This is a genomic window from Paenibacillus physcomitrellae, assembly GCF_002240225.1.
Lineage (GTDB): Bacteria > Bacillota > Bacilli > Paenibacillales > Paenibacillaceae > Fontibacillus > Fontibacillus physcomitrellae.
The window spans coordinates 2,125,288-2,147,512 of sequence record NZ_CP022584.1; the positions used below are offsets into that span (position 1 = coordinate 2,125,288).

Here is a 22,225-nt window from a genome sequence, read left to right on the forward strand (position 1 = left end):
GTCCCTCGGATTCAGGATCGCTTTCCCTAGCCCTCTCGCCTTCCTCACTTGCGGGAATTTCAGTCCTCGTCTTCCTCTTCCTGCAGCCGCCGAATGGACTCCAGAAATTCTGCCGTTTCGCGATCCCGGTCGCGGCTCTTCTGTTTCAACCGTTCAATAGCCGGTAAGATCAGAATATCGACTTCCTTCTGAATCGTATAAGCCAAATCATAACGCTCATTGCCCTCCAGATAAGAGCCGACCTCCATCAGCGAGTTATAACGGTCCAGCTCCTCGCGGGTCAGCAGCCCGCGTACCTGAACGCTGCAATGCCGCATTACAGAAATCTTCCTTTCTTAAGAACCAGCGGGATTCCCCCGATAATAAACAGGTATCGCAGATCGACCAGCTTTTTGAGCTGGACCGCTTTCCAGCCGGTCATTTTCTTGTCGCCCACGACCGCAATCGCTTCCCCTTTGCCGAGCGAAGCGACGGTTCCTTTGTTAACGAATTCGAACGGCCGGGAGGCTCCGCCGCGAATGGCGGCCACGATATTTTTCGCACAGACAACTCCCTGCTGCATCGCAATTTGAGCCGTCGGCGGATAAGGCCGACCTTCCGGGTTAAACATTAAGGAATTGTCCCCGATAATAAAGACATTTTCCATTCCCGGGGCGCGGAGCGTCTCATCCACCTTCACACGGCCGCGTACCGTTTCAAAGCCGGAGGCCTCGATAATCCGGTTCCCACGGATACCGCCGGTCCATACTACCGTCGCTGTTTTGATGGTTTCTCCGGTGTCCAGCACAACCCCGTCCGGACGGCATTCCTGAATCGCTGTGCCCAGCTTGAAATTGACGCCCTTCTTCTCCAGCACGTTCATCGCATGCTCCACCAATTCCGGATCAAAGCCCGGCAGCGCACTCGGAGCAGCTTCTATATTATAAATATGAACTTTGGAAGGCTCAACGTCGTTCTCGCGGCACAGCCGCGGAATACGGTCGGCCAGCTCGGCCACAAACTCGATGCCGCTGAAGCCGGCTCCTCCCACTACGAAATTCAAACGATCTTTGCGGGATTCATCCGTTTTGTACAAGGCAAACTGATATTCAATATGCTGGCGGATCATCCGCACAGAATTAATGCTTCTAATCGTAAAAGCGTGCTCTTCCATACCCGGGATACCGAAGGTCTCCGGTTCGCCCCCAAGTGCGATGACCAAATAGTCATACGACAAGGTTCCATCCTCCAGAATCACCTTCCGGTCGGACAGCCGTACTTCGCGTACGGTCGATTTCACCAAGTCGATCTTGAACTCGTCGATCAGCTTGGAAATCGGCACACGGGTGTGCTCGATTGAATCGGTACCGGCAGCCGGCATATGTAAATGAGTCGTAAAATAGTGATAGTCATGTCGGTTCACGAGCGTTACGTCCGCTTCGTTGTAGTTAAGTTCCTTCTGTAATCGTTGTGCGGTCAAAATCCCTCCGTAACCTGCACCCAAGATTACAATCTTAGGAATGGTGCTCATGTTGGTTTTGACTCCTTCCGGCAACTCCTGCTTAATTTGTCTTTTGGTAAATTTGTAAGTGCATCACAAAAAAATTGTGAAAATTCACACTTGAAATTCCACTGTTTCTTCGCGGATCCAGCCTATTTTAACGAAAACGGGGACTTCGAGCCGATCCGGCTCTTTTTACGTGCTCCAAAGCCGGAAAATCAAGCCATAAAAACGTTATAATTCCGGTAAAATGGCGGATATACGGGTAAGTTCCATTGCATTCTAAAGGCAAGCTTACAAAAGATCAAGTCCTATTTTCCGCTCCTCCAAAGAGGCGGCCTGTCGCAGAAAATGATGAAAAATTCATGAAAAAGACGAAAATTCGCAACTTATGTCTCCCGGATTATAATACAATAGACCTGATTAAATTATTGTTTGAAGGAGTGATTACTCGTGTCAGTGCCTGAAAATAACGGTGATTTCACTGATTTGTTAATAATAGGCGGAGGACCTGCGGGCATGTTCGCCGCTTTCTACGGCGGTATGCGTCAAGCATCCGTTAAATTAATTGAAAGCATGCCGCAGCTCGGAGGCCAGCTGGCCGCGCTTTATCCCGAGAAGTATATATATGATGTAGCCGGCTTTCCAAAAGTGACGGCACAGGAGCTCGTCAATAACCTGAACGAACAGCTTAAGCTGTTTAATCCTGAAATACGTCTTGAAGAGAAAGTCCAGCATGTCGAGAAACAAGACGAACACCAATTCATCGTCACAACGGATAAAGCGGTCCATCATGCCAAAGCCGTAATCATTACGGCAGGTGTCGGCGCCTTTGAACCCCGCCGTCTTGAACTGGACGAGGCTTCCCGTTTCGAGAGCGTAAACCTTCATTATTTTATCAGTGATCTGAATCAGTTTAAGGGGCGCAAGGTGCTGATCAGCGGCGGCGGCGATTCGGCCGTAGACTGGGCGCTTATGCTGGAGCCTATTGCCCAGCAGGTGACGCTGATTCACCGCCGGGACAAGTTCCGTGCGCATGAGCACAGTGTAGAAAATCTGTACGCCTCAGGTGTCAAGATAATCACGCCAACGGAAATTACGGCGCTGCACGGGACGGACCGGATTGCATCTGTAACGCTTTCGGACGTCAAGACGAAGGAAACCCAGGAGATCGAAGTCGATGATGTCATCGTCAATTTCGGTTTCGTGTCCTCGCTTGGACCGATTGCCGAATGGGGCATTGAAATCAGCAGCAACTCGATCGTGGTGGATTCCCGAATGGAAACCTCGATCCCGGGGATTTTTGCAGCGGGCGATATTACCACTTATCCGGGCAAGCTCAAACTGATCGCAGTCGGCTTTGGTGAAGCGCCAACAGCCGTAAACAACGCCAAAGTATATATTGATCCAGAGGCCAAGCTGTCCCCTGGGCACAGCAGCAATCTCAAATTGTAGTCTGCTCTCAGATCAGTTCAATAACAGCTACAACAAAAAGGGTATCCGGAAAAGGACCGTTTGATCTGTCCTATCTGGATACCCTGTTATTTATGATCCGTTTCAAAACGGACACGGCATGCAAAACCTCAACCACAATGAAATCAAATTGAATGAAGTCCATCAGGCATACTTTGTCATCTAACGGCATAATTTAATGAACAAGTGGGGTTGCTTCCACATTCAGCTCGCGCTTGTGAATTTCCGCCAACAGCAGTGCAATGAATTCCCTCTCCAATTGGAGTTCGGTCGCCATCCGATAGGAATCCAGCAGCATCTCATCTGTTAACAGCGCCATTTTTAACACTCCCTTTCCTTTTTTTCCCTATCATAGCAAGAATACATATACAGAACAAGTGTTCCATTATCCACAAACAACTGTGGAAATCCTGTGAATAATTTGTTGGTAAATCTCGAATCTCCTCAAATAACAATGAGGATAATGTGGACAAAAGTTATTCACAGGTTAAATAAAGATTTCAGCCGTCAAAAATTTTTTTCTTTGAACGGCTTTTCGTTAGGCCAACTGTCAAAAATTTACCCATAAAAAAAGAAACTAAACGTAAAAAACAGTAAATCTTACCTATTGCGGACGTGTATTGACCTCAAAAATCCAGATCTTCCCGCTCACATCAACACCATAATCAAATCCTAATTCCCCGATGCCTGGAAAAGCGTTCTCCAACACCCCAATGCTTGTATTGGTAAGCTCACGCATTTCCTTCCGTTTGAATGCAGCTTTCTTTCCGGAGAAACACCGGCTTAAACCTTGTCTGGCTGTTAACTGGCGTCCGCCTTTACACAGATTGGTGACAAATAAGCCTGGCCGCGCCAATCTGCCCACCATGGAACGGTACTGCCAGCTATCCCCGACCTTGACCACCTTCACCCGGTAATCAATCGGTCTGCCGGAGATCCGGGCAAGACGAATGCCCTGCTGAATCAAATACTTTCGTTTCACTTTCGCCTTGGCAAGTGCCGCAAACAAGGCATTGAATGAGCGATATACCTTCTTCATGGTTCCTTTTGTAAAGCTGTACGTTCTGCCGTTCCACTCTACTTTGATGACGCCGAAGCCGCCGCCGCCGCGAACAGGCTTAATAACGACCATGCCGAAATGATGAAGCATGTTCTTTAAATTAGATGCATCATACAGTCGGGTCTGCGGAATGTGTCCGGCGATGGATGGTTCCGCAAGCAGAGCTTCCGTCTTGAGCCACTTGTCGGCGAGTTGTCTTCCTGGCATACTAACCTCCCCTTTCTGTTTAACAGGGCATGGTTATATATACTCGAGACAACCGGCTTCTTCTTGGATGATTGTCCACGGCTTTCCGCCTGATTTTCAGGAGAGTTGTTTAGTAGATCATAGGTAGTAAAAATAAGCGGGGTACATAAAAAAGGCCTTTGATCGACTGAGTCTGCTTCAATGCGCCTGATCAAAGGGTAAATTCGTGTGGTAGGTATGGCTACATTTTATAAGTGAATTCGGGCTAATAAGGAACGGAATGTTAGGTCAGACCATTTGGGTTAGACAATTAGACATATCAATTACATCGGCTGCACATTTGTTCCAAAAAGCATTATATCCTATCCTTACCTTATTGAAAATACAGATTTAATCTTAAAATATCTAATATTTTTAAATTTTTGTGTTATTTTTAAGTGTTTGGGTCTATATCCGCAGCTTCTCCCTATAATTTTTAGCATAAAAAAAGCTTTCCCCGCCAGGACCCTGTGGATCTTTGCGGGAAAAACCTTTCTAACATTCATACAAAGCTGATACCGATTTCGAGGCTCTTAATCGCAAACCTCAGGACGGCCTTCTTCATCTTTCATCTTAAACGATTGGCCGCAGCCGCAGGAAGCGATCGCATTCGGGTTCTCAATGGTGAAGCCGCCGGCCATACCGGTTTCTTCAAAATCGATTTTAAGACCGTTCAGGTAACGGACATCGCTTCTATCCACTACCACCTTCAGACCTGAAACCTCCATAAACACGTCACGGTCGGATTCCTGGTCATCAAATCCCATCGCATAAGAAAAACCGCTGCAGCCTCCTGGATTGACGCCAAGGCGCAGAAACAAGTCCGGATTCTCCTGTTCGGCTAAAGTACTTTTAATTCTATCTAGGGCAGTTTCGCTAATATTAATCATAAATGTAGAACCTCCTTTACCTTACTTCTATTTATAGTATACGCCTTCTGACCGCGGGTCTCAACCACAACGAATACCTATATAAAAATTCACATATACATGTTTAAAACCTTTAAATTAGAGTGAAATTACTCGATTTTCCTCGGTTGTTCCCGAAATTTCGTCCTGTAACCCTTATTGCCCCTGTAAGAACAGAGGTTTATAATAGGACGAGTGATAATTGTCGGAATTTTGTCATGCCCTAAATTTTTAGGAAATATATTTTCCTTGAGAGATCTGTTCATTATTTCACAATAAGCAATGAATTATAGAGACTTAGGAATGGAGGAAATCACATGTCCGTTGTTGCACTCCCACACCAGGATGAAAAGATGGCTGAGATTATTGAAAAAGTCAAAAACGGGGTAAGATTATCTTTAGAGGACGGAGTTTATCTTTATCAAAGCGACGATTTGCTGACGATCGGCCAATTGGCAAACGAAGTGAATCTGCGCAAGAACGGAAAGAAAGTTTATTTTATTGAAAATATGAGCCTTTACTTCACAAACGTCTGCGAATCTTATTGCGCATTCTGTAACTTCCGTAAAGACCAGGGTGAAGAAGGAGCTTATACGTTATCCGGTCAGGAAATGATTGAATACGTAGAGAAAAATATCCATCCCGAGGTCCGTGAATTCCATATCGTCGGCGGCCATAATAACCATGTGCCTTTCCAATATTATGTGGATTCCCTTAAAGCCTTAAACGAACGGTTCCCGAATGTCACATTGAAAGCTTATACAGCAGCCGAAATTGAATTCTTCAGCCGGCTCAGCGGCCTGAGCATCAAAGAAGTGCTGCAGGAACTGCAAAAGGCAGGATTAAAAACGTTAACCGGGGGCGGCGCAGAAATTTTGTCCGACCAATACCGGCAGAAAATGAAAGTGGACAAAGCCAATGTCGACCAATATCTCGACGTCCATCGTACCGCTCATAAACTGGGCATGAGAACACACACCACGATGCTTTACGGTTCGATTGAATCTCATGAAGACCGTATCCGTCACATGATCCAGATCCGCGAGCTTCAGGACGAGACCAACGGATTTATGGTCTTCATTCCCCTATCCATGCAGCCTAAGAACAAAAACGCCAGCATCATGCGCCGTAACTCGGCTTACGAGGATTTGAAAACCATCGCGATCAGCCGTCTGATGCTTGATAATATCGATCATATTAAAGCTTACTTTATTAATATCGGCACTCAGCTGACCCAGGTAGCTCTCAGCTTCGGAGCTTCGGATGTTCACGGAACAATCCTTAAGGAACGTATCAGCCATGCGGCCGGAGCCGTAACACCAGAAGGCATGACCCGTAAGGAACTGATCTGGCTGATTAAAGGGGCAGGACGTATTCCGGTTGAAAGAGATACGTTTTATAACGAAATTCAGGTGTACGAATAATCAGGATGTTTTAGTTGTAGACAGCTTTTTATTAAAGTTTTATATAGAAGGTGTTCTAAATTAGTGTGCCGCAGATTTACGGCGGCAAAATGAAGGGGACTCATTATACTATGAAACATTTCGTTATCCTTGGCGGCGGATACGGCGGCGTTACCGTGGCCAACCATCTTTTTAAAGGCAATATTCCGAGCGACGTGCAGGTGACCCTGGTGGACCGTATGCCGTTCCAAAGTATGAAAACCGAGTATTATGCGCTTGCCGCAGGAACTTCTTCCGATTTGGAACTGCGTGTTCCTTTTCCGGAGCATGAAGGGCTGCAAATCAAATACGGTGAGGTTTCTTCCGTGGATCTGGAGAACCGGCAGATTATTTTTGCAGCTGCAGATCCGCTTCCATACGACCAGCTGGTCATTGCACTGGGTTGTACCGATCGTTTCCACGGTATTCCGGGCGCCAAAGAGGTGTCCTCAACGATCCAATCGTTCTCAGCGACGCGCGAAACCTATCGCAGAATCAATGACCTGAAACCTTACGGCAATGTGCATATTGTAGGCGGCGGCCTGAGCGGCGTAGAAGTAGCCGCTGAAGTGCGCGAAAGCCGGCCGGATTTAAATATTACCATTCTGGACCGCGGGCCTCGCGTCCTCTCCGCATTCCCTGAGACGTTATCCCGCTACGTATCCAAATGGTTCCATGAACATGGTGTTGAAACACGTTCGCACATTGGCATTACCTCCCTTGAACCGGGAATCATTCATAACGGTTCTGAAGAAATCCTGTCCGACGTAACCATCTGGACTGCCGGCATTCAGCCTGTTGAGCTGGTTCAGAAGCTGAACGTAGCCAAAGATCCTTCCGGACGCGTCCTGCTGAATGAATACCATCAGATTCCGGAATATCCGGAAATTTTCGTCTGCGGCGACTGCGCAAGCCTGCCGTTTGCACCAAGTGCTCAAGCTGCTGAAGGTCAGGGCGAACAGATCGCTCATGTAGCACTTGCACAGTGGCACGGAGAAACGCCAAAGCTTTCTGCTATCAAGCTGAAAGGCACCCTCGGCTCGCTGGGCAAAAAAGCCGGCTTCGGTCTGATGGGCAAACGTTATGTAACCGGACGGGTTCCGCGTATTCTCAAAAGCGGAGTGCTCTGGAAATCCAAACGCCATCTCGGTTAGGCTCCATAAAATGCAAACAATCCCCTTCCGGCCAACCGGAAGGGGATTTTGTTGTTTTAATAAGGGTCAGCAATCGTCCTCACGAACCGATACCGGGTTAAGACGAAGATCAAAAGGACTTAATCAAGATCGAAATCCAGCGCATCCCAGGCTTCCATCTCCTTGATTTTGGCCATAATAAGTTCATAAAGCTTGTCCGCATTGTCCGCTTCGATGATTTCTCCGTTAACTAAAGCGTATGGAGCTGCAGAACATAAACCGCAATTATTTAAACAGCCGTACTCAATGACGTCGTAGTCCGGATTCTCCTCCAGCTTCTCCATCACTTCGTCGGTTCCGAAATGCATATTGCTGACACAAAATTCAATGATGGGTCTCATGCTGTTATTCCCCTCACTTTATCACCATTTTAATTTAGACTAATTTGTACTATAATAATATTATGTTCTGAAAGGAGTTGATATCAATGAGCACAAATGCACAAGATACATTGTACGATGAAGTGCTGGAGGTTCTCGACAAACTTCGTCCGTTCCTGCAGCGCGATGGCGGTGACGTTGAACTGGTAGACGTTGAGGACGGCATTGTTAAGCTGAAATTGATGGGTGCCTGCGGCAGCTGCCCAAGCTCCACGATTACGCTGAAGGCCGGTATCGAACGCGCTTTGTTCGAAGAAGTCGAAGGTGTACAAGAGGTCGTACAGGTATTCTAATTATTTATAGAAAGTCTTGGTGTTCCATCCGGAATGCCAAGACTTTTTGTTTGCTTTTAAACTGAATAATCGCATCGCCCCCGCTTATCCCTGCGGCTTGATCAGGGGCCGGATCGGATCAAGACCACCCGATACATCCATGATGTTGCCGGTGATAAAGTCTGAATCCCTCAGGCAGAGGAAGGCGATAACACGGGCTACATCTTCCCCGCTGCCTGGTCTTCCGCGCGGCGTTTCCCCGTCCTGCAGGCCCCAAACCTCGGCAATGGATTTCTCTTTATTATCTCCTCGGATATCCCCCGGACATACCATGTTAACCGTTATGCCATGGGGCGCTTCTTCGACGGCCAGCGTCTTCGTGAATGATACCAGACCCGTTTTGGCTGCTGCGTAAACGGACCTATGAGGCCAAGCCCTTGATTCTGCCGCATGTCCGAAGCCGAAGTGTATAATCCGTCCCCAGCCTTTCTCACGCATCCCCTCCAGCACCAGATGATCCAGCAGCATCGTGCCCGTCAGGTTACCTTCAATCAGCGAAAGAATTTCAGGCCAGGAATAGTCAGAGAACAGCTTTCGCTCCCGGATAAACGGTCCTGCATTGTTCACCAGAATATCAATGGCGCCCAATTCCCGCTTTACCGTCTCAACCAGATTTATAATTTCATCATGCTTGGAAATGTCGCCTTGAACCGAAATACACCGTACGCCAAGCTGGCGGATCTGCATTTCCAGCTCTCCGGCTTCCCGCTCGCTGTGGACATAATTCAGCGCAATGTCATAGCCCTGCTCCGCCAAAGCCAGCGCCGTGCGTTTTCCCAGGCCTTTTGCGCTGCCTGTGATAAGGGCAATCCTAGCGTCCAAATTCCAACCTCCTCGGCGTTTTTCCTATTTGCTTAGCAATTGTTAGAATACCACAATTCTTATTGTCCCCAATTCTTATAGTATAAGAGATAAAAATGTTCTCCACAACCGCATGGCGTGTTAGCGGCGGGCAGCAGGCCAGCAGCATGAAAGAGAAGCAAAACGCTGCATGTCCTGAAAAAGGAAGGTAAGGCTGATTTATCCTGACAGGAGAAAGTAAAACCGCTTAACATAAGTGGGAGCCAAAGTCGCTTCACAGGCCTACAAGGGAAGGTAAAACGCTTCGCATCCCTATGGTGGAAAGCAAGGGGCCCCTTTCCCACGACAAGACAAGGCAAAGCGCCTCATCCCCCTGCCGAGGATCGAAAGCCGCCTCTTCGCTATGCAAAAAAGCGGTTTTCCCAGGCCGTTCAGGCCAAAGGGAAAACCGCTTCAACAGCAGCAGGCGTCTGCCTGCGTATGCCGTTATTTTTCATTAAAACGCAGGAACAACCGCGCCTTGGTATTTATCTTCAATAAACTTCTTCACGTCGTCGGAAGTCAGCGCTTTAGCGAGCTTCTGGATCGCATCTGAATCTTTGTTGTCCGGACGGGCTACCAGCAGGTTAGTGTACGGGGATTCTTTGTCTTCAATAAACAAAGCATCTTTGGTTGGCACAAGACCTGCTTCCAATGCATAGTTCGTGTTGATCAGCGACAGATCCACTTCATCCAGCGTACGAGGCAGCATAGCCGCATCAAGCTCTTTGAACTTCAGATTCTTCGGATTGGAGACGATGTCCTTCTTAGTCGCTTCGATGCCGGCTCCGTCTTTCAGTGTGATCAGGCCATTCTGAGCCAGCAGCAGCAGCGCGCGGCCGCCGTTAGTCGCATCGTTCGGGATCGCAACTGTTGCGCCGTCAGGAATTTCTTCTACTGTTTTATATTTGTGGGAATAAGCGCCAAACGGCTCCACATGAACGCCTACAACGCCGACCAGATCGGTGCCCAGCTGTTTGTTCTGGTCATCCAGGTATGGCTGATGCTGGAAGTAGTTGGCGTCGAGTGTTTTGTCGGCCAGCTCTTTGTTTGGCAGCACGTAGTCCGTAAATTCCTTGATCTCCAGGTCGATGCCTTCCGCGGCCAAAGCCGGTTTGATATGCTCCAAAATTTCAGCATGCGGTACGGCTGTTGCGCCGACTACCAATTTAACCGGTTCGGCAGAAGCCGCTGCGGATTGGGGTGCATTGGATGCCTCCGAAGCGGATGAAGCATTGTTTTGGTTGTTGCTGCCGCAGGCGGCGAGAACAGCCACCATCGTAAGCGTAAGCAAGGCAAGCGTAATTTTTCTCATCTGAATACCCTCCATTTGAACCATAAATTTTGAATAAGGATGATTGCTCTGTATCTATGTGTTGTTTCCTTAATTCCTTGAATTCGTTGAATCCCTTGAAATCCTTAGTTCCCTGAACCCTTGAATACCTAATGCTTATTTCCTTGTAAAATGACGCACCAGCCGGTCGCCGGCCATCTGCAGAATTTGCACCAGCACGATCATAAACAGCACGGCGATGATCATAACTTCCTTCTCATACCGGTAATAACCAAACCGGATTGCCAGGTCGCCCAAGCCGCCGCCGCCAACCATGCCCGACATCGCCGTGTAGGACACCAGCGTGACCGCCGTAATGGTCGTTCCGGCAATCAGACCCGGCAGCGACTCCGGCAGCAGCACCCGCCGAACCACCTGTCCGGTGGAGGCGCCCATCGCATAAGCAGCTTCAATGACGCCGCGGTCCACCTCGCGCAGGCTGGTCTCTACCAGCCGTGCAAAAAAAGGCGCAGCGCCGATGACCAGCGGCGGTATTGTTCCGGTAACTCCAAGCGCTGTTCCGACAATCAGCTTCGTTAAAGGCAGCAAGGAAATCAGCAGGATGATGAACGGAACAGATCTTAAGATATTGACGACGAAAGAAATCACACTATATATAGATTTGATAACTTGGTTATTTGAACGCGCCGTCATGTACAGAAGGACACCAAGCGGAAGTCCGATCACGATCGTGAAGAGGAGCGAATAGCCCATCATCGCCAAGGTGTCGAAGGAAGCCTGCTTCATTTCCTCCCAGTCGATTTGCGAAAAGTCCAATCCCAGCATGCTAACTCAGCACCTCCACATCAAATTCCCGCTCCCGCAGTTTGGATACAGCAAGCTCAACAGCTTCCCTAGTTCCGGTAAAACTCACCGTCAGCTGGCTGTAAGGAACCTCCTTGATCGTGGAAACCGTGCCCTGCAGGATCGCAAAGTGTACGCCGGTGCTCAGCACCACCTCGGACAAGGCCGTGCCGTAGGTGTTCTCGCCCAGGCAGGTAATCCGGTAGACGGCACCGTCTGCACCGTCTGCATGAGGAAGCTTCGCTACCAAGGATTCCGGCTGATCCGGTGAACCGGAAAAGCTCGATACTCGGGCTTTCGGCAGCCCCTCTTCAACTGAACTGCCGCTGGCACCGGCAACGTCCCGGCTGATAAAGTCTTTGGTGACCGCATGCTTCGGCTTAAGAAACACTTCGGCAACCGGTCCCTGCTCCACGATGCCGCCCTCATGAATGACCGCCACACGGTCACAGATGCTTTGAATGACATGCATCTCATGCGTGATCAGCAGAATGGTCAATCCCAGTTTGCGGTTAATATCAAGCAGCAGCTTCAGGATCGAATCCGTCGTCTGCGGATCAAGCGCCGAAGTCGCTTCGTCGCACAGCAGCACGTCCGGATCGCTGGCGAGAGCCCGGGCGATGCCGACCCGCTGCTTCTGTCCGCCCGAAAGCTGGGCGGGATATTTCCCGCTGTGCGCTTCAAGGCCGACGAGATTCAGCAGCTCTTCCACTTTGCTTTTCACTTTGGCTTTATCCGTCCCGGCCAGGCGAAGCGGGAAAGCGATGTTGTCATAAACCGTAGCCGAGGACAGCAGGTTAAAGTGCTGAAAAATCATGCCGATGCGGCGGCGCTCCCGCTGCAGCTCTCTTTTTCCCAAAGCCGTCAAGTTGCGGCCTCCGACCCAAACCTCACCGCCGGTAGGGCGCTCGAGCAGGTTGATGCAGCGGATGAGTGTGCTTTTCCCCGCGCCTGAATGACCAATCACGCCAAAGACTTCGCCTTTGTCCACGGTCAAATTCAATCCCGACAACGCCGTTGTCGACTTCGACTTGGATCCGTAGATCTTTGTAAGATTTTTTAATTCGATCATGTTATCTGTTCAGCCCTCTTTCACTCAAACCAATTAAGCAGATGATTTTTATCGGAATATACAGCCGTCCAAGCCCTGTCCTTCTCTTACATGCACAGAATAAGCAAGCTGCGGCTCCGAAATCTATGACTGTTGTGAATCAAAAATATCAAAAAGAGCCCTAAGCAGATGCTCAGGGCTCTCTAAATCTTCAGAGATCAGACCTTCTCATCTGCCAGAATGCCTGCGCATTCTGAGGAATTAGCACCATGACATCCAAATGTATGACATTTGAATCGGTTGCTGGGCTTCATCGGGCCTTTCCCTCCGCCTCTCTTGATAAGAAATATGGAATTGTGGTTGAATATTACGAGTTGATGATAGAACTTAGTATAGTAAGTCTCACATGTTTTGTCAAAGAAAATTTTCAACCTGTTTCTGGAAACCGGTAACAACCCTTTTCAATCTTGGCTATGGGCTTCATTCTTATCGAACAGCTGATTGATATACGAAAATACCGCGATCAGCGATTTGCACGCCATTTCGTAGCCCAGCCAGAGATCCTTCATATAACGGTCGAGATCTTCAAGCTCGATTTTGCCATGCAGCGTTTGATGTCTCTGCCACAAATCGTCCTGCATTTCCATGTTCATGAAATGGATCTCGGTATTCCTACGCTTCCGCAGCACGGATATCGGTTCTTGGTACGCTTCTCTTATCTCGTCCAGCTCTGTTCCCAATCCCGTATGTACCTTCAAGTAAGGAAACTGTCTTAGAACGGTAAAATAAGAATAGTGCGGCTTCACCTTCTCCGTATGAAGCTCAAAGAAATCATCCAGCACACAGCCCAGCTTATCAAGCAGGGAGAATAATCGGATAAAGCCGTCCTTGTAGAAATAAACGTATCTGGCATAATCACTTTTCTCCAGAGGATCCATATCGTCGATAAAATCCGTTTTCACCTTTTCCCGGAAAAAGCCGGCCGCAAAAGCGCTTTGCTCCAGCTCGTCGATAGAGGAGATCAGCCCCCGCGTCAAAATCTCCATTTTCCGGTAATCATGGGTAGGATCCTGGCTGCGTCCAATTTCCCGTTCGGCCAGCTGAACGGTTTTGACCATGGCGTCTACCGCATCCGCGATCAGACCTTCATTCTCGCGCGGAGGTTCTCCGAGTAAAGTGCGCAGCATAGCCTTCCCTCCTCTTGGTGATCGTATCGCTAAAGAATGGAATTTAGCCCGGTTAAGAGGGCCTTTAACTTATTACCCTTGAAATACGTTTTCCAACGCTCGTCCACCAGCTTGACGATATCCTCACGCGGGTTTAGCTCGTCCGGATATCCCGGCTTCATGCGGGCGTCAATGACCAGCGGCAGGCTGTAAGCCAGATGGTGCTGATGCACATCGGCCTGCGAATAAATATCCGTTGCCGGATTAAAACGGGTGAACACGGTCCACAGAAACTTGTTGGTGCTGGAAGCTGCAGTTTCGGCGTCGTCCACCAGCACAACTAGCGGCCATGCGGTGCCCCGTTCGCGCAGGCGGCCAAGAACCCTGGCTGCAAGCTCCGGCTCACGTTCATAGGATGCCCCGGAAACAACCAGACAACCCTTATGATAAGGGGCGATATGGTCGATTTCCGCAATTTCGCCTTCGGTGTATTCCGTTGGCAGATCCCGTACCGGGTCGCCCACACCGATGAGAATGGCTTTACTGCCATGATTCAGTCTCTTGCCGGTATAGTCCAGCGTGTCATGGGACGTATTATTAAATATTAACAGGTCAGTCGCAGGGTTAAACCGCTCCAGTACCGTTTGCAGCAGCTTTCGGAAATCCGCCAGATCCAGATGGACATCCGTCAGCATCAGGAATTTGGTCAAAGACAGCTGGCCTTGTCCGAGAATGGAGAAGCCGGCCACCAGTGCTTCGCGCGAATAGCGCTCCTTCACGATCGCTGATGCAAGTGAATGGTGCCCCGTCTCACCATAGGTCCACACCGTGTGCACGGAAGGCATCACAAGCGGAAATGCAGGAGACAGCAGCTTCTGCAGGAAGTCGCCCAGGTAATAATCCTCCTGGCGTGGTTTACCGACAATCGTAGCCGGATAAATGGCATCCTTGCGGTGCCACATATGTTTAACGTTCAGCACAGGGAAATCATGCTGCAGCGAATAATAGCCGTAATGGTCGCCAAACGGTCCCTCAGGACGGCGTTCATGCGGCGGAACAGAGCCGTGAATGGCGAATTCGACCTCGGCCGGAATGCGGTGTCCGCCCAGCGGATTCTCCGCCATAGGTAGGCGTTCGCCCATCACAAACGAGGTCATCAGCAGCTCCGGCAAATGTTCCGGCAGCGGCGCGATGGCCGAAGCGATCAGGGCCGGCGGACCGCCGATCAGAATCGTTACCGGCAGGGCCTGATTCAGCTTCTCGGCCTCATGGTGGTGGAACCCTCCGCCCTTGTGAATCTGCCAATGAATGCCGGTAGTCTGGTCGTCATAGAGCTGGATCCGGTACATCCCCAGGTTATGATCACCGGCTTTGAGAGGATTCTCCGTGTACACCAGCGGAAGCGTAATAAACGGCCCGCCATCCTCCTGCCAGCTGGTCACCTTCGGTAATACAGCCAACGGATTCTCCGTCCGGCAGACCTGAAGAATCGGCGCCTCTGCTTTCGATACGGTCTTCGGAACCGTCCCCCAGCCCATCTTGATAGCGTCCCAAATTAATCCCCGTTCATTCCAGACGGCCTTTGGCGTAGGCGGCATCAGCTTGTCCAGTGCCCCGACCAGCCGGTTCGCGAGCTGCTCCGGTCTAGGTCCAAACGCCATATCCACGCGTCTCTCCGTTCCGAACAAATTGGTCGCCACCGGGAACGGCGTTCCTTTCACGTTTGTGAACAGCAGCGCAGGGCCTCCTTCCTCAATGACTCTGCGGTGAATCTCGGCCAACTCCAAATAAGGATCGACCGGCGCCTCGATAATGGCCAGATCGTTTTCTTTGCGGAGCGCTTCAATCCACTGGCGTAAATTTCTATAACTCAAACCATTTCCCTCCCAAGAGATGCTGTCTATATAAACTTAAGCGAATTTCTAACTTTATCGGAATCAGTGAAAGACAAACTCCACTTCCATAACCAGTTCTAACTTCTAAAACCCCTTCCAACTATACCATATTTCTAAAGGGAATCCTGCAATAATCCTCTCTGATATCCCCGAAAAACAAACAGACCCGGCAGCGGCGAACCGGCTGCGGGTCTTCAAGGCAAATAGGAACATAAACCGGACTTGCTTACTAAGCAAGTAACGGCTATTTATTTACTGCCCCGGCTGAGCAGCGAGGTGCGCACCGCCATATAACACAGCAGGCCAAACAATACCTCGATAATAAGGATATGGGAGATCGACGTAAACAAATACCAGTTGTAATCATTAACCGTATAAGTTACCGAAATCCCGGCGAATATTTGCAGCACGATCAAAATAATGGAGGCAAGTCCGAGTCCGCGAACCTCACGGTTGCCCGACTTGTTGCGGTAAGCAAAATGTGCCAGAACCGCGATGACGACGAACAGCAGAAACGCCGCTGCGCGGTGCATGAACTGAATGCCCTCCCCGCCGGCGAGTGGCGGAATCAGCTTGCCGTTGCACAGCGGGAAGCCATAGCAGGCTCCAGCAGAGTCGGTATGGGTCACGTAAGCTCCCGTGTAGACAACCAGGTAGGTATAAATCGCTGTAAAAATACTCAGGTTGCGCAGTCCTTTGGAAACTTTGCGCGGAGCTTCAGTAGGAGCCGCCGTTTCCTGCTTGTCCTGTTCCCTGATCCCCAGCGAAAGCATCACAGAGCTTGCGAACGAGATCAGAGCAAAGCCCAAATGCAGCGCCATAATCGGCGCCGACTGCGAGAACACGACTGCCAAAGCACCCATGGCCGCTTGAATGATAACAAACAATAAAGCCAGAAAAGCGTAAATACGAAGATCCAAACGGTTTCTGCGCCAAATCATAAAAGCCACAAAAGCGGCAAGCGCCAAAATGCCGGCCAGACCGCTCACCCCGCGGTGCGAATATTCAATGATCGAGGCCAGCGTATGCGCGGGCACAAATTTGCCGTTGCAGAGCGGAAACTGGCTGCCGCAGCCAAGTCCGGATTCCGTTTTGGTCACGACGCCGCCGCCGAAGGTGGCCAGAAATACAAACAAGGTAGCCGCGTAAGCCAGCCATTTCAACTGTTTGGTTGTCATTCTATCACCTGCACTATATTTTATTAGAAAGCTTTGCCAACCGAATCCATTTCATACCGACTTGTCCTGCTTCAAGCAGCTATCGGAAGATGAAACAGATTCATTCCAAGTTTCATTATACCGGATGGCAAAGCCCATATCACAGGTGACTTGTGACAAAATGTTCAACACTGTCTATCTATTTCAGGCCGTTTGGAAGCCCTGCTGTGACATTTATGCTTGAGCTTTCAGCGTTTCGTGTACGGCAACGGCCTTATTCAGGAAATCTTCGATTTCGGTCCGGGATTTCCGCAGCTTGTTCACAAACCGGATCAATTCTTTGCCGCCCGAATAAGCGATAAAGCTCGGGATGCCCAAGATATTCTGTTCCCGGCTGATCTCCTCCAGCTCGTCCACATCCACCTGAATCAGTTTGAGGCGGCTTGCGTATTCCTGCTCCACCTCAGGCATAAACGGATCGATGAATTTGCAGTCTCCGCACCAGTCGGCTTTATATACCGCCACCGTAAGACCTTCCGAACCGGTTAATTCATGGAATTGCTCCGCTGTTGTCACTTTAAGCATGCTATATCATCCTTTCCTTTATGTTTCTTTTTCTCTAAGTAGAACAAACCTTGGAGTGGAAGTCAAATCGTTTGGCCATAATGAAACTATCAGGAAACCTACGGAAAGCGGGGGCAGTATGTGAGACATTCAGAAGAACACAGGGAAGAGAAACCTTGGGACATATGGAGGCGCATCCTGCTGTCCCTGCCTAAAGCAGCCTGGCATTCGGCATCCGGCAGAGCGGTCGATTTGGCTTCGTCCGGACGGCTGCTGCTGGTCAAAAGGAACCTGGACTGGAATGAAACGGCCGCCCGTTTTGTTCGCTCCTCCCTGGAAGAACTGCTGAGAAGAAGCGGGCAGCTCGGCCGCCAGGAGCCAAGAGGCCAGAACCCTCAGAGCAGTCATCGTTCAGCCTATTTAAGCCCGGAGGACCAGGAGATTGTGGCCGATATCGAATTAGCCGTCCGCCAGAACAACCGGAACAATGTAACCCGGACTGCTGCCTATCTCAAGCTCTACAGAGACTTTCCCGAGCTGCATTGGGCCTTCCTGGCTCATATGGTTTCCCGCAATGCGGGCTGGAACATGAGCGATCTGAAAGGCGGGCAGGCCGACCTGCTGCTGGGAGATACCGACGTTTACCGCACATACCGGTTCCTGGAACGGAGCAATGCGCTGATTTTTCAGGATGCCTATCCCCAGCTTCTGCTCTATGCGCACAGCAAACGGTTTGGCAAAAGCCTCTTCCACCTGCTCCCCCAGTTTCATGTCTCCCGGTTCATGCAGCCTTTCTGGGATTATTTCTGGCTCAGCCGGTCCAGCAGCCTGCTGGCGGTGGGGCTCATTATCAATGAACAGAATTATATTGAAAAAAGAGTGGTCAAACATCCTTTCTTCCAGCAGACGGTAACACACAAAGCGCCTTTTCTGCTCGGCGGTCTGAGCGGAGTGAACCAGGTCGTGTTTCCGTACGGCACCGTGAGTCGCAGCGGAAGAGAGCAGCCCCGGCTGGGAGGCCGGATCATGAGTCATTTCGCCGGTTTAAATGCCCGCATCCATCTGGGCAAGCATCTGTATGCCCTCTTATTCGGCTTGCCTGAGGTTCGGCTGGGAACAGAACAGTTTGCGTTTTCTATCCCTCATACCGGCTCACGGGCCGACTATTGGCCGGATCTGTTCTCTCCAAGCGCAAGGGAAGCCCGGACGTTGCCAAGACAAGGGGCGGAGCTGCTGCAGAACCGTTTCCGGCCGGACGGGACCCTGATTTATTCCCCGCCTTTGTTGGACTGCTTTGAAGATACCCCATATGAACCGATTTCCAGAGAGGACTGGTTCCAGGACGGCTCGGCCCTTGGCGATATCCATATTCCCGTTCTCCCGCTGCTTTGCGAGATTACGGCCGGCCACCGGATGGATATTCTGAAACGTGCCTATGTGCATGACGCCGTCGCCGGCGCGCGGAGATGGGACAAGGCGGAAAGCCAATGAATGAACCGCGTGGGTAAAACAAAAAGGCGCACACTCACCTCATGCAGGTGAATGTACGCCTTATTTTCCGTATTGCTTCAGTTGTGGGTTGAGCTTGCCCATTTATCGAGCTTGTCCGGTTGTGGAGCTTGCCTGTGGAGCTTGCTCAGGCTTGTCCAGGTTAACTTCTCTCAAGGGTCAGCCTTCCGAACGTTTCGCGGAACCCGGTGCGAAACGCATGAGAGGCCGAAGCAGCCTGCGGATCGCGTTTGGATAGCTGTCCAGCTCTTCCCGGCGAATGACGCGCAGCAGAATGAGCATGACCGGATAAAGCGCAACCGTTACCCCGCCCACGATGCAGCAGGTAATGAAGAAAGCAAGCCGGTGAGGCATCACGTTGACCAGCTGAATGCCGGCTTCATTCAAACCATAACCTGCGGCAGCCAGCACGACCACCGTAACCAGGAAACCCGCCCAGCGTTTGCCCAGAATGGAGAATGGAACGATTTGTTTCAGGGAACGGATATTCAGCAGCGTGATAACCAGGAAACAAATCCCGGTTCCGGCGATGATACCGTAAATGCCGAATACCGGAGCCAGCGCAAAGCTGACCGCCAGCTTGACCACAATCCCGATCAGCACGTGAACCATCGATAGATTCGGTTTACCCATGCTGAGCAGAATGGCGCTGCTGGTCGACATCGTAATTTGGAAAATAGTCCCGAGCGTCAGCAGGGCAATCATGCCGCTGCCGTCCAAAGAGCTGTACAGCAGGCCGTTGACCGAATAAGCAGCCGTACACAAAGCCAGCACGACCGGCATGCCCGTAATGACGGAGATCCGCATCGCCAGCGTGACCTGCTTCTCCAGATAAGGCATGTCCCTCCGCGCAAACGCGCCGGAGATGATCGGGATCAGCGACGTGCTGAGCGCTATCGATAGAATCGGCGGAATCCCGGCGATGCTTTGCGCCCGGCTGCCGAGAATGCCGAGCAGGTAAGTCGCTTGGTCAAATCCGATTTGTCCAATCAGCATCGGCTTTACAATCGAGCTGTCTATGAAATAGACGACCGGTATAGCCATGGATGACAGAACAATGGGAATAGATAATTTAAATATATTCCCATAAATCTTCATGAAAGGAAGAGGCGGCTCTCCGGTGGACAGGTCCTCCAGAGGCTGCTCCCTGTCGGTACGTTTCAACTTAAAGGCATAATACAGCATGATAGCAAAAGCACCGATACTTCCCAGGACGCCCCCGAAGGAAGCGCCAGCGGCAACCCATTTATCCGCATACCCTGCGCTGACCATCACTAAGGCGATCCCAATCGCTGTGATAACGCGGAGGATTTGTTCGACGATTTGGGATATCCCTCCGGCGCTCATATTGTTGCGCCCTTGGAAATACCCCCTCATCATGGCTACAGTCGGGAATAACAGCAGGGCAGGAGCGATTGCGCGAATAGCCGGCGTGGCTTCCGGAGCCGAAATTAATCTGGCGTACACCGGCGCCAGGACATACAGAAGCACAGTAATCAGAACTCCGGTAACGGCAGCAAAAATCAGCGCAGCCTGATAGATCCGTTTAGCTTCACCCGGGCGCTGCAAAGCGTAGCGCTCGGAGACCATTTTACTAAGCGTACTCGGAATACCTGCAGTCGCAACCGTTAACAGGAGCAAATAAACCGTATTCGAAATCGTAAACGACGAATTCCCCGCAGCTCCGAAAATATGCTCAAGCGGCACCCGCTGTGCCATGCCCAGCACCCTGGCCACTAACGCGGCTACGGCCAGGATAAGCGTTCCCTTAATAAATGATTCCTTCTTAGACAAGCAGAATTCCCTCTTTCCCAAGTCCTCCGCCAGCGCGGAGTCTTTCTTCGGACATTAAAAACTGAAGATCCAGATGAAAAATACAACGATCATGACGATTTGCAGAATAATCTTGACCGCCATACTGCTGAACAATCCGACAACGGAGCCCACGCCGGCTTTCAGCGACTGCTTAATGCCTGCCCCCGTCAGCAGCTCGCCAATGACCGCGCCTACAAACGGGCCAATGACCAGTCCAAAGGCTGGAATGACAAACGGGCCGATAATGGCTCCGATCGTGCTTAGCCAGACGGAAGCCTTGCTGCCGCCAAACCTTTTGACGCCCCAGGCTCCAACCAGATAATCCGCAACAAGCAGCACTACTACAATCAACGACTGCAGCGACCAGAATACCCAGCCGAAGTGCTGAAAGCCAAAAAAACCGCCATAAACAAAAAAGGCCGCGTATACGGCGACCACACCGGGCAGCACTGGAACAATCGCCCCGGCAAGTCCTGTTACAAACAAAGCGATGACTAAGATCCAGCCGATGACATCAAGCCACATGTGTTCTACACCTCTTCGGCAAAAATAAATTTCCGGATGACTTCCGCAATTCCATCATCATTGTTGGAAGACGTCACGTAATCCGCATTTTCTTTAACAGCCAGCTGCGCATTTCCCATGGCAACCCCGACAGCCGCTGCCTGAATGGCCGCCAGATCGTTTAAACTGTCGCCTACGGCAATCGTTTCTGACATCTCGACGCCAATCAGTTCACAGACGGTGCGAATGCCGCTGGCTTTGCTGATACCCTGCGGGTTTACCTCAAAATTCCAGGGGGCGGAATTCGTGATCTCAAGGCCTCCAATGTTCTGGAGCTCCATCAGCACTTTATGGCGAAGCTGCTCGTCATGAACGTTATAACCAAACTTCAGCCATTCCTTCTCTTCAACGACACCCTCATACCAGTTCTCTTCATTAAATAACCCTTCAACAGAGTAAGCCCAGAACCAGATGTTAAAGGTCCGTGAAAGCTGATACATCTTCTCGACCAGCTCAGGACCCAGCAATTCCCGGTGGTACAATTCCTTCGGGTTTCTCCAGATTTCACTGCCATTCACCGTAATCATCGGGGTATCCAGTCCAAGCTCCTCACCGAATGGCGCAGCTTCGCTGTAAGATCTTCCCGTAGACAAGCAGACATGAACGCCGGCATCCAATGCCTTATGAATCCATTTAGTCGTTTCAGGGGAAATCTGGTGGTTGTCCGTCAATAACGTCCCATCCATATCAAGCGCAAGTAAGCGGTATTTCATTGGCTCATCTCCTCTATCCTATCCTTGGTCCATCTCTATATCTGTTCGCTATTTCACACGTAACGTCATTTTACCACAGGACGCTTCCAGCCACCAACCGCAACCTGCTTGCAGCCCTATTAACACGCAGCCCGTCCTGCGCCCGTCACAACAGAACCGCTGCGACGATCACACCAATCGTTATTTTGACACGCTGAGCCGGACTTTTTTTGGCCTGTAAAAGAGTCATCGTTCTCCCTCCTTCGGAGATAGTCGGCTGAACATTTTTAGTCTTAACTTCCTACATAATATTGCTTAAGGTTAAATTTGTTGCGTGCAGGA

Annotated in this window: 22 protein-coding genes and 1 riboswitch; of the genes, 5 read left to right on the forward strand and 17 right to left on the reverse strand. The window is 50.3% G+C overall.

Annotated features, from left to right (window positions below):
- Positions 1-59: 59 nt before the first annotated feature.
- Both CBE73_RS09620 and CBE73_RS09625 read right to left on the reverse strand, forming a co-directional pair.
- Positions 60-317, reverse strand: coding sequence for a hypothetical protein (locus CBE73_RS09620; protein WP_094094051.1), 258 nt, complete (start codon positions 315-317; stop codon positions 60-62).
- Positions 317-1,510 (reverse strand): NAD(P)/FAD-dependent oxidoreductase, encoded by a 1,194-nt coding sequence (locus CBE73_RS09625; protein ID WP_094094052.1) that lies wholly within the window; start codon positions 1,508-1,510, stop codon positions 317-319. Before CBE73_RS09625 ends, CBE73_RS09620 begins: the two co-directional genes overlap by 1 nt.
- Before the next feature lie 423 nt (positions 1,511-1,933).
- Here CBE73_RS09625 and CBE73_RS09630 point away from each other — a divergent pair, with 423 nt between their 5' ends.
- Positions 1,934-2,935 carry an NAD(P)/FAD-dependent oxidoreductase gene (locus tag CBE73_RS09630; RefSeq protein ID WP_094094053.1) on the forward strand — a complete coding sequence of 334 codons (1,002 nt, stop codon included), beginning with the start codon at positions 1,934-1,936 and terminating at the stop codon, positions 2,933-2,935.
- A 193-nt stretch (positions 2,936-3,128) separates the two neighbouring features.
- Here the strand turns inward: CBE73_RS09630 and sda are convergent, their stop codons facing one another.
- The 3 genes from sda to CBE73_RS09645 form a co-directional block, all read right to left on the reverse strand.
- A complete protein-coding gene (sda, locus tag CBE73_RS09635) occupies positions 3,129-3,272 on the reverse strand; it encodes a sporulation histidine kinase inhibitor Sda (protein WP_094094054.1) in 144 nt (47 codons plus the stop codon).
- Positions 3,273-3,557: 285 nt separating this feature from the next.
- Positions 3,558-4,220 (reverse strand): YheC/YheD family protein, encoded by a 663-nt coding sequence (locus tag CBE73_RS09640; protein WP_094094055.1) that lies wholly within the window; start codon positions 4,218-4,220, stop codon positions 3,558-3,560.
- Positions 4,221-4,771: 551 nt separating this feature from the next.
- A complete protein-coding gene (locus CBE73_RS09645) occupies positions 4,772-5,128 on the reverse strand; it encodes a HesB/IscA family protein (protein ID WP_094094056.1) in 357 nt (118 codons plus the stop codon).
- A gap of 335 nt (positions 5,129-5,463) precedes the next feature.
- Between CBE73_RS09645 and mqnE the strand changes: the two genes are divergently transcribed.
- Entirely contained in the window at positions 5,464-6,570 is a 1,107-nt protein-coding gene (mqnE, locus tag CBE73_RS09650; protein ID WP_094094057.1) for an aminofutalosine synthase MqnE, read from the forward strand.
- A 110-nt stretch (positions 6,571-6,680) separates the two neighbouring features.
- A complete protein-coding gene (locus CBE73_RS09655; RefSeq protein WP_094096228.1) occupies positions 6,681-7,742 on the forward strand; it encodes an NAD(P)/FAD-dependent oxidoreductase in 1,062 nt (353 codons plus the stop codon).
- Positions 7,743-7,861: 119 nt separating this feature from the next.
- Here CBE73_RS09655 and CBE73_RS09660 read toward each other — a convergent pair whose 3' ends face one another.
- On the reverse strand, positions 7,862-8,122 hold the full coding sequence (locus CBE73_RS09660; protein WP_094094058.1) for a YuzB family protein: 261 nt from the start codon (positions 8,120-8,122) through the stop codon (positions 7,862-7,864).
- Positions 8,123-8,208: 86 nt separating this feature from the next.
- On the opposite strand from CBE73_RS09660, the gene CBE73_RS09665 reads away from it, so the two are divergent.
- Positions 8,209-8,454 (forward strand): NifU family protein, encoded by a 246-nt coding sequence (locus tag CBE73_RS09665; protein ID WP_068697485.1) that lies wholly within the window; start codon positions 8,209-8,211, stop codon positions 8,452-8,454.
- A gap of 84 nt (positions 8,455-8,538) precedes the next feature.
- On the opposite strand, the gene CBE73_RS09670 is transcribed toward CBE73_RS09665, so the two are convergent.
- The 8 genes from CBE73_RS09670 to CBE73_RS09705 form a co-directional block, all read right to left on the reverse strand.
- Entirely contained in the window at positions 8,539-9,315 is a 777-nt protein-coding gene (locus CBE73_RS09670; protein ID WP_094094059.1) for an SDR family oxidoreductase, read from the reverse strand.
- Positions 9,316-9,790: 475 nt separating this feature from the next.
- Entirely contained in the window at positions 9,791-10,648 is an 858-nt protein-coding gene (locus CBE73_RS09675) for a MetQ/NlpA family ABC transporter substrate-binding protein (RefSeq protein ID WP_094094060.1), read from the reverse strand.
- Between the two features lie 135 nt (positions 10,649-10,783).
- The gene (locus CBE73_RS09680) at positions 10,784-11,452 is read right to left on the reverse strand and encodes a methionine ABC transporter permease (RefSeq protein WP_094094061.1); all 669 of its coding nucleotides are present in this window, start codon (positions 11,450-11,452) and stop codon (positions 10,784-10,786) included.
- 1 nt (position 11,453) lies between these two features.
- Positions 11,454-12,542 carry a methionine ABC transporter ATP-binding protein gene (locus tag CBE73_RS09685; RefSeq protein WP_094094062.1) on the reverse strand — a complete coding sequence of 363 codons (1,089 nt, stop codon included), beginning with the start codon at positions 12,540-12,542 and terminating at the stop codon, positions 11,454-11,456.
- A 204-nt stretch (positions 12,543-12,746) separates the two neighbouring features.
- Positions 12,747-12,867, reverse strand: a riboswitch (SAM riboswitch).
- A gap of 115 nt (positions 12,868-12,982) precedes the next feature.
- On the reverse strand, positions 12,983-13,708 hold the full coding sequence (locus CBE73_RS09690) for a Cthe_2314 family HEPN domain-containing protein (RefSeq protein WP_094094063.1): 726 nt from the start codon (positions 13,706-13,708) through the stop codon (positions 12,983-12,985).
- 29 nt (positions 13,709-13,737) lie between these two features.
- Positions 13,738-15,561 carry a UbiD family decarboxylase gene (locus CBE73_RS09695; protein ID WP_094094064.1) on the reverse strand — a complete coding sequence of 608 codons (1,824 nt, stop codon included), beginning with the start codon at positions 15,559-15,561 and terminating at the stop codon, positions 13,738-13,740.
- 269 nt (positions 15,562-15,830) lie between these two features.
- Positions 15,831-16,760 (reverse strand): COX15/CtaA family protein, encoded by a 930-nt coding sequence (locus tag CBE73_RS09700; RefSeq protein ID WP_094094065.1) that lies wholly within the window; start codon positions 16,758-16,760, stop codon positions 15,831-15,833.
- 213 nt (positions 16,761-16,973) lie between these two features.
- Positions 16,974-17,324, reverse strand: coding sequence for a thioredoxin family protein (locus CBE73_RS09705; RefSeq protein WP_094094066.1), 351 nt, complete (start codon positions 17,322-17,324; stop codon positions 16,974-16,976).
- Between the two features lie 120 nt (positions 17,325-17,444).
- Between CBE73_RS09705 and CBE73_RS09710 the strand changes: the two genes are divergently transcribed.
- Positions 17,445-18,794 (forward strand): DUF2515 family protein, encoded by a 1,350-nt coding sequence (locus CBE73_RS09710; RefSeq protein WP_094094067.1) that lies wholly within the window; start codon positions 17,445-17,447, stop codon positions 18,792-18,794.
- Between the two features lie 177 nt (positions 18,795-18,971).
- On the opposite strand, the gene CBE73_RS09715 is transcribed toward CBE73_RS09710, so the two are convergent.
- From CBE73_RS09715 to CBE73_RS09725, 3 genes are read right to left on the reverse strand one after another with little or no spacing between them, the layout of a single operon-like run.
- A complete protein-coding gene (locus CBE73_RS09715; RefSeq protein WP_094094068.1) occupies positions 18,972-20,606 on the reverse strand; it encodes a putative polysaccharide biosynthesis protein in 1,635 nt (544 codons plus the stop codon).
- Between the two features lie 54 nt (positions 20,607-20,660).
- A complete protein-coding gene (locus CBE73_RS09720) occupies positions 20,661-21,152 on the reverse strand; it encodes a DUF456 domain-containing protein (RefSeq protein WP_094094069.1) in 492 nt (163 codons plus the stop codon).
- Positions 21,153-21,157: 5 nt separating this feature from the next.
- On the reverse strand, positions 21,158-21,904 hold the full coding sequence (locus CBE73_RS09725) for a Cof-type HAD-IIB family hydrolase (RefSeq protein WP_094094070.1): 747 nt from the start codon (positions 21,902-21,904) through the stop codon (positions 21,158-21,160).
- Between the last annotated feature and the right edge of the window lie 321 nt (positions 21,905-22,225).

Bases quoted from the DNA above. Each gene is read 5' to 3' on its own strand.
- CBE73_RS09620 (WP_094094051.1), bottom strand. From the start codon at position 317: ATGCGGCATTGCAGCGTTCAGGTACGCGGGCTGCTGACCCGCGAGGAG.
- sda (WP_094094054.1), bottom strand. From the start codon at position 3,272: ATGGCGCTGTTAACAGATGAGATGCTGCTGGATTCCTATCGGATGGCG.
- CBE73_RS09705 (WP_094094066.1), bottom strand. From the start codon at position 17,324: ATGCTTAAAGTGACAACAGCGGAGCAATTCCATGAATTAACCGGTTCG.
- CBE73_RS09645 (WP_094094056.1), bottom strand. From the start codon at position 5,128: ATGATTAATATTAGCGAAACTGCCCTAGATAGAATTAAAAGTACTTTA.
- CBE73_RS09700 (WP_094094065.1), bottom strand. From the start codon at position 16,760: ATGACAACCAAACAGTTGAAATGGCTGGCTTACGCGGCTACCTTGTTT.
- CBE73_RS09690 (WP_094094063.1), bottom strand. From the start codon at position 13,708: ATGCTGCGCACTTTACTCGGAGAACCTCCGCGCGAGAATGAAGGTCTG.
- CBE73_RS09625 (WP_094094052.1), bottom strand. From the start codon at position 1,510: ATGAGCACCATTCCTAAGATTGTAATCTTGGGTGCAGGTTACGGAGGG.
- CBE73_RS09725 (WP_094094070.1), bottom strand. From the start codon at position 21,904: ATGAAATACCGCTTACTTGCGCTTGATATGGATGGGACGTTATTGACG.
- CBE73_RS09640 (WP_094094055.1), bottom strand. From the start codon at position 4,220: ATGCCAGGAAGACAACTCGCCGACAAGTGGCTCAAGACGGAAGCTCTG.
- CBE73_RS09685 (WP_094094062.1), bottom strand. From the start codon at position 12,542: ATGATCGAATTAAAAAATCTTACAAAGATCTACGGATCCAAGTCGAAG.
- CBE73_RS09665 (WP_068697485.1), top strand. From the start codon at position 8,209: ATGAGCACAAATGCACAAGATACATTGTACGATGAAGTGCTGGAGGTT.
- CBE73_RS09660 (WP_094094058.1), bottom strand. From the start codon at position 8,122: ATGAGACCCATCATTGAATTTTGTGTCAGCAATATGCATTTCGGAACC.
- CBE73_RS09655 (WP_094096228.1), top strand. From the start codon at position 6,681: ATGAAACATTTCGTTATCCTTGGCGGCGGATACGGCGGCGTTACCGTG.
- CBE73_RS09680 (WP_094094061.1), bottom strand. From the start codon at position 11,452: ATGCTGGGATTGGACTTTTCGCAAATCGACTGGGAGGAAATGAAGCAG.
- CBE73_RS09675 (WP_094094060.1), bottom strand. From the start codon at position 10,648: ATGAGAAAAATTACGCTTGCCTTGCTTACGCTTACGATGGTGGCTGTT.
- mqnE (WP_094094057.1), top strand. From the start codon at position 5,464: ATGTCCGTTGTTGCACTCCCACACCAGGATGAAAAGATGGCTGAGATT.
- CBE73_RS09720 (WP_094094069.1), bottom strand. From the start codon at position 21,152: ATGTGGCTTGATGTCATCGGCTGGATCTTAGTCATCGCTTTGTTTGTA.